The sequence below is a fragment of the Methylophaga lonarensis MPL genome (assembly GCF_000349205.1).
GTDB classification, from domain to species: Bacteria; Pseudomonadota; Gammaproteobacteria; order Nitrosococcales; family Methylophagaceae; genus Methylophaga; species Methylophaga lonarensis.
Genome location: NZ_APHR01000062.1, coordinates 25,698 through 31,816, shown reverse-complemented (window position 1 = coordinate 31,816; position 6,119 = coordinate 25,698). Strand labels below are relative to the sequence as shown.

General features: G+C 53.5%; 4 protein-coding genes and 1 pseudogene. All 5 read right to left on the bottom strand.

Translation table 11 applies throughout. The features are described 5' to 3' along the window. A pseudogene (locus MPL1_RS10965) lies at positions 1–907 on the bottom strand (glutamine synthetase); the annotation flags it as partial. A gap of 39 nt (positions 908–946) precedes the next feature. Continuing rightward, entirely contained in the window at positions 947–1,609 is a 663-nt protein-coding gene (locus MPL1_RS10960) for a sarcosine oxidase subunit gamma (RefSeq protein ID WP_009727200.1), read from the bottom strand. Between the two features lie 9 nt (positions 1,610–1,618). Further along, positions 1,619–4,522 (bottom strand): 2Fe-2S iron-sulfur cluster-binding protein, encoded by a 2,904-nt coding sequence (locus MPL1_RS10955; protein WP_009727199.1) that lies wholly within the window; start codon positions 4,520–4,522, stop codon positions 1,619–1,621. Continuing rightward, positions 4,519–4,782, bottom strand: coding sequence for a sarcosine oxidase subunit delta (locus MPL1_RS10950; protein WP_009727198.1), 264 nt, complete (start codon positions 4,780–4,782; stop codon positions 4,519–4,521). Before MPL1_RS10950 ends, MPL1_RS10955 begins: the two co-directional genes overlap by 4 nt. Positions 4,783–4,796: 14 nt before the next feature. Further along, complete coding sequence (locus MPL1_RS10945) at positions 4,797–6,038, bottom strand: FAD-dependent oxidoreductase (protein WP_009727197.1); 1,242 nt, start codon at positions 6,036–6,038, stop codon at positions 4,797–4,799. Positions 6,039–6,119 lie beyond the last annotated feature (81 nt).

The following is a 6,119-nucleotide window of genomic DNA, read 5'->3' as shown; positions in this document are numbered from 1 at the left end:
GAATGCCAGCAGTGAAGTGGCGGGCCAGCTTGGACAGGCCCAGGCCGGTAGGATCACTGTCATCCTGGAACAGACTCTTTTCACCGTCGCCAATTGACACGTGCAAGTGCATGCCATTGCCGGGACGGTTGCTGAAAGGTTTGGACATAAATGAACAGATCATGCCCATTTCGTTGGCGATCTCGCTGGCCGCCATCTTGAACATGATGTAATCGTCGGCACTGCGCAGGCAGTCGGCGTAGGTGTAGTTGATTTCAAACTGACCGTTGGCGTCTTCGTGATCGATCTGATAAACGTCAATGCCTACTTCCAGCAAGGCTTCAGTCAGTTTCTCCAGATAAGCGCTCTGCCGGGTAATGCCCTTGTAGTCATAACAGGGTTTTTGCAAGGTATCGGTCGGATCACAGGGGTGAATATGACCATGATCGTCTTTTTTCAGCAGTGAAAATTCAGGTTCCAGACCGGTGTACAGCGTCCAGCCACGAGCTCTGATACGCTCAAGCTGATTCTTCAGTACCACCCGCGAGTCATACTCATACGGCTTTCCGTTGACGTGCCCGTCGCAAATAATGCGTGCATAGCCTGTTTGCCAGGGAATCAGACTCAAGGTCGACAGGTCACCCACGGCCATATAGTCAGGGCCGTTCGGCTTGATGCCCATGCCCCAGATGGCACCGCCGGCAAAACCGGCGCCGCTGTTGAGAATGTCTTCAAGATGCGCTGCCGGCACTGATTTGACCTTGGCCACACCATGAATATCAACAAACTGTGCCAGCACATATTTGACATTATTGTCCTTGAGAAACTGCTTGGCCTCCTCGACCGTCTTGATAATTCGACGTTGAGTCGGGTCGCCGACTTCACTGAGTTGTGTCGTCACCTCGGTTGCTTCTGTTTCATATTTCATAACCTTCACCTCTGAGTTAAAGTGCGCAGCTTCGCTGGCTTAAATACTTTTGAAGTACTGATTGGCGCCAACCGGGCCGCCACCTAATTCCTGGATGATGGTCAGCAGTGTCTGCCATAAATAGGCACCCAAGGTGCCGTCACACCAGACCCGGTATTGCCATGCTTCAGCAGATTTCTGCCGCAGCATGGTCACCGATACACCTGCCATCATCGTCATTACTAAGCGCGACTCATCCTCTAGCTCGGCGGTGACATCGATGTCACACACCTGTGCGAATAACTCGCTGACTAACGGCCCGCTTATTACAAATGCCGCGTCGTTGCGGAGTACCGCATGCACCCGCTCTGGTACATCGGTTTGATTGAGTTGAGCAAGCTGTTCACTGCCTGCCTCTTCCTCAACCAGAAATTCACTATTGCCCAACCTCAAAACACGCAATACACCTTGCTGGACATAATGATTGGCTTGCTCTGGCACCGGCAGGCCCTGAGCTGACAGCCATTCAGCAGCGGCTGGCCCTTTGCAGCCAAAACGTTGCAAAAAGCTGACATCACACAGGCTCAGACGACTGGCGTACTCAGCCTCAGTTGCCGGATCAGCAAAGCTGTTGGCGGTCATCATCTGATTAATCACTCCCCTCTCTGGCTTGAGTGCTTCCTGAGCAAAGGCTGCCGGACTTCTTAAAACAGGACGTTGCATGGCTGGCTCCTATTGGGCAGACAGTTTGAAAAAAGAACCCTGGACCACTCGGGCTTTCACCAGCAGTCCATCATCGGTGCGAATCTCGAACTGCTGTCCATTGGCCGCCTGATCCGGTGCCACAAACGCCATGCCGATCACCCGGTTCAGATACTCGCTGTAAGCAATACTGGTGACACGCCCGGTGATCTGACCTGCGTTAATGACCAGATTGCATTCTTTGGGTAGTTCCGCACTGAACCCCGGATCAAGTACGAATTTAACCAGCTGCTTTTTCAGTGGCTTGGCGGCCAGAATCTGCAGGCTGCGTTGCCCGGTAAAAAAGGCTTTGTCCATCGCCAGCAGACCACCGGCATGCGCTTCAAAGGGATTGGTCAAACCATCGGTATCGTGACTGATCAGGTGATGGCCCATCTCCAGCCTGAGTAAACGCTGAGCATCGGTGCCAAAAGGCCGCAGGCCAAATGGCTGGCCGGTTTTCATAATGTTTTGCCAGATATGCAGCGCGCTGCTCGATGGCACATGAATTTCAAACGCCAGATCTGCGACAAACGCCACTCGCATGATGCGAGCCTGCACACCGGCGATCTCTGCGGTCCGAATGGCCCCTTGCGGAAAGGCTTCCTCAAATACATCCAGTTCAGTCAACTCGGTCAGAATGGAACGTGATGCCGGTCCTGCCAGCGTCATTGCTGCCATTGCCCCGGTCAGATTGACCAGTGTCACCGACATGCCCCATAGCTGCAGATTTCGCTGCATTTCCCGATACACTGTCGCAGCGTTGGAGGAATTGGTAGACACATAGAACTTGTCTTCGGCTAGCCGTGCAGCCACGCCGTCATCGACCATGACGCCGGCTTCGTCCAGCAACAGTGCAACTCGACTGCTGCCAACCCGCAAATCAGCAAACTTGCCGGTATAGAAGCGTTCCAGGAAAGCACCGGCATCCTGGCCAAACACTTCGATCTTGCCAAGCGTGCTGCCGTCGATCATGCCCGCCGCCTTGCGAACAGCCATTGCTTCCTGTTGCACTGCTTCTTGTGCGGTGAGCTTGGCACCTTGTGGTTGATACCAGGCAGGACGCATCCAGACACCGGCTTCCATCATCACGCCACCGTGATTGACATGCCATTCATGCATGGCGGTCAAACGATGTGGATGAAATCCCCGCCCGCCCAGATGTGCCAGCGGCGTCGGATGAAAAAATGGTCGGGCAGTGGTGGTGCCAATCTGTTCCACCGGCAGCTGACGGATACGCGCCAGAATACGGATGGCATTCATATTGGAATGTTTGCCCTGACTTGGCCCCATGCCTACGGTGGTGAAACGTTTCATCAATTCGATATTGTCGAAACCTTCTTTGGCCGCATTGATGAAGTCCTTGACCTGAATATCTTCATCAAAGTCGACAAAATTCTTGCCATCCGGATGATGCACAATCGGATAAGCATGGCTGGGAGCAAGCTGGAAGCTTTGCGCCACTTCAATCTGCTCAACATCCTGCCCGCCCAGATAACGCACTGCATCAGCCGCAGCGCGTTGACCATCACGCAGTCGCAAAGCAAGGTCATAAACACCATTGACCTTACCGGCCGCAAACACACCTTCTGGCAACTGGGCCGGCACAAACTGTTCAACCGCATAGTCGTAACGCATTTTGGTTCCGGCCTGATACAGCAAGGCCGCGGCTGGCGCCCAACCCGCACTCATGGCAACACCATCACAGGCGATACGGCTGCTGCGCTCAAATCTGGCTGAAGCGGTTTGCTCGTCATAGCCTGCCAGCACGACTTCTGCCACACCCAGCTTGTCACTGCTGGGAATGACTTCGTAAATACAGCTTGCCAAATGAATCGTAATGCCCTTGCTGGCGACTGCTGCAGCCAGTTGCTCATCACCAGATTGCTGGCGCATATCCACCAGGGCCAGCACCTCAACACCAGCAGCGGCCAGATCCAACGCCGTGCGATAACCGTGATCATTGGCAGTCACTACTACACCGCGATGAAACGGTTTGACTGCATAACGATGCACCAGGCGCTGAGCAGCACTGCCCAGCATGACGCCGGGTAAATCGTTATTGCGAAATACCGGTGGTTGCTCAAAGGCTCCGGTCGCGACAATGACACTGCGTGCCCGTACTTTGGTAATGCCTTCCTTGCCGACGATTGGCACCAGATGATCTCCATAGTAACCACCCGCATAAGCATCACAAATCAGGCGAATATTGCTGTGCTCACTGACCTGTTTCAGTAAAGTTTCCAGCTTGTCACTGGTACTGCTGTCCGCAGCATGGTCATAGCCAAGACTGCCACCGGCGTAGCGGTTTTCATCAACCAGAATGACTTGTTTGCCATGATTGGCAGCCGTCAATGCTGCTGACAATCCAGATGGGCCAGCCCCGATGATCAGCACATCACAGTGAGCATTGCGTTTCGGGCGCAACTGTCTTGGGTAGTCGAAGTTGACCTTGCCCAGTCCCGCCGCCTTACGGATTTTGTTTTCCCAAAACGGAAACATCATGCGCGGCTTGAAGAAGGTCTTGTAGTAAAAACCTACCGGTAAAAAGGGGGACAGGCGGTCAATAAAACGGTTCTTGTCTTTAACCACCCCACCTTCGGTATTGACGGCAAACAACTCCATGCCATGACTGACCGGAATTACGTCTGCACGAATGTTGGTATCCACGCCGTCGGTCATCAGTGCATTGACGTCATGATTGGCAAAGCTGAGCAGACCACGTGCCCGGTGATATTTAAAGCTGCGACCCAGCACTTTGATACCGGCGGCCCATAGCGCACTGCTCATCGTGTCACCTTCAAATGCCTGAACGGTCTGGCCTTCATAGGTGAAGGTCAGCGGCATATCGCGGTTAATCCACTCACCCTTTTTTTCTGCAATACGCAATGTCATGCATCTTTCTCCTGACCAAAAAGATAGGTACGGCTGACGCTGTCGGTCAGCGTGTTACGCTCGGCTATAAACCAGGTTCCGCTGGGGCCGTGATACCACCACTCTTTTTTCAAACCCGGCGCACCATGCCGGTTGTGTACATAATCCGCCCAGACCTTATCGCTGCAGGTTTGTGGGTCTGGTGCCTCGCGATATTCGCCACCATAGGTGAACTCACTGATGGGTCTCGTCCCGTTCACAGGGCATTGAAGTAGTTTCATAACACTGCTCTCAATTAGTGGCCGACCGAGGCTGCGCCTTTTTCACCGGTCAGCTCGTATTCTTCAAAACGGGACAGTCGGAATGATTTGATCAACTCCGGTGCCATATCTCGGGCCATGGTCTCAGCCATGGTCTTGCCGCTGATCGGCGTGGCCTTGAAGCCCCAGGTGCCCCAGCCAGCATCCAGATAAAAACCTTCAACCGGTGTTTTGCCCATGATTGGAGCGAAGTCTGGCGTGATATCTGCCATTCCGGCCCACTGCCGTACCACCTTGACGTTGCCCAGAAACGGGAACATATCGACGATGTGTGAACTCAAGCCCTCGACAAAATCCAGCGAGCTGCGGGTCGAATGCACTTCATAAGGATCCAGCGATGAGCCCATCACCAGTTCGCCACGCGATGACTGACTGACATAAACATGCAGGCTTCCTGAGACCAGAATGGTGTTTAACCAGGGTTTCATCGGCTCGCTGACGCAGGCCTGCAAAGGATGGATCACAATCGGTGTCTCAATGCCGACCATTTCGGTGATACGCGGGGTAAATCCCGCTACCGCTGACAAGACACGCCCGGTGCTGATATAGCCTTTGTTGGTTTGCACACCGACCACCTTGCCGCTTTTCACGTCGATGCCTGTGACTTCGGTGTTCTGAAAAATCTCAACACCCATCCGGTCGGCTTCTTTGGCATAGCCCCAGGCCACGGCATCATGTCGAGCTACAGAACCTGGTGCGTGGTAAAGCGCCCCCAGAATTGGCGCCTGACCACTGCAACTGATGTCCAGCTGAGGACAGGCTTTGAGAATTTCTTCTGGTCCGACTACATAGCTTTCCACGCCAACGTGCTTGTTGACTTCTGCCCGCCAGCGCATGGTGCGCATTGCGGATTCGGTATGCGCCAGAGTGAAATGACCACGTGTGGAATAGAACAGATTGATGTCCAGTTCCTGTGACAGACCTTCATACATCTGCACACTGGCGTCATAGAAGTTAACGCCCTCGGGTGTCAGATAATTGGAACGGACAATCGTGGTATTACGACCGGTGTTACCCCCACCGATATAGCCTTTTTCCAATACCGCCACATTGGTGATACCAAAATCCTTGGCCAGATAATAGGCCGCCGCCAGACCATGACCGCCACCACCGATAATGACAGCGTCATAGGTTTTTTTCGGCTCGGTACAGTCTCTGAAAAACCGTGGGGCCGGGTGTTCACGACTCAGCGCGTACTTCAACAAACTTAATGGCATTCTTCACCCTCATTGTTGTCTCGCCATCCCATCTACTCCTTTAGTGGTATAAACCGCCTACCACCTTTGAAGTAAACTTTG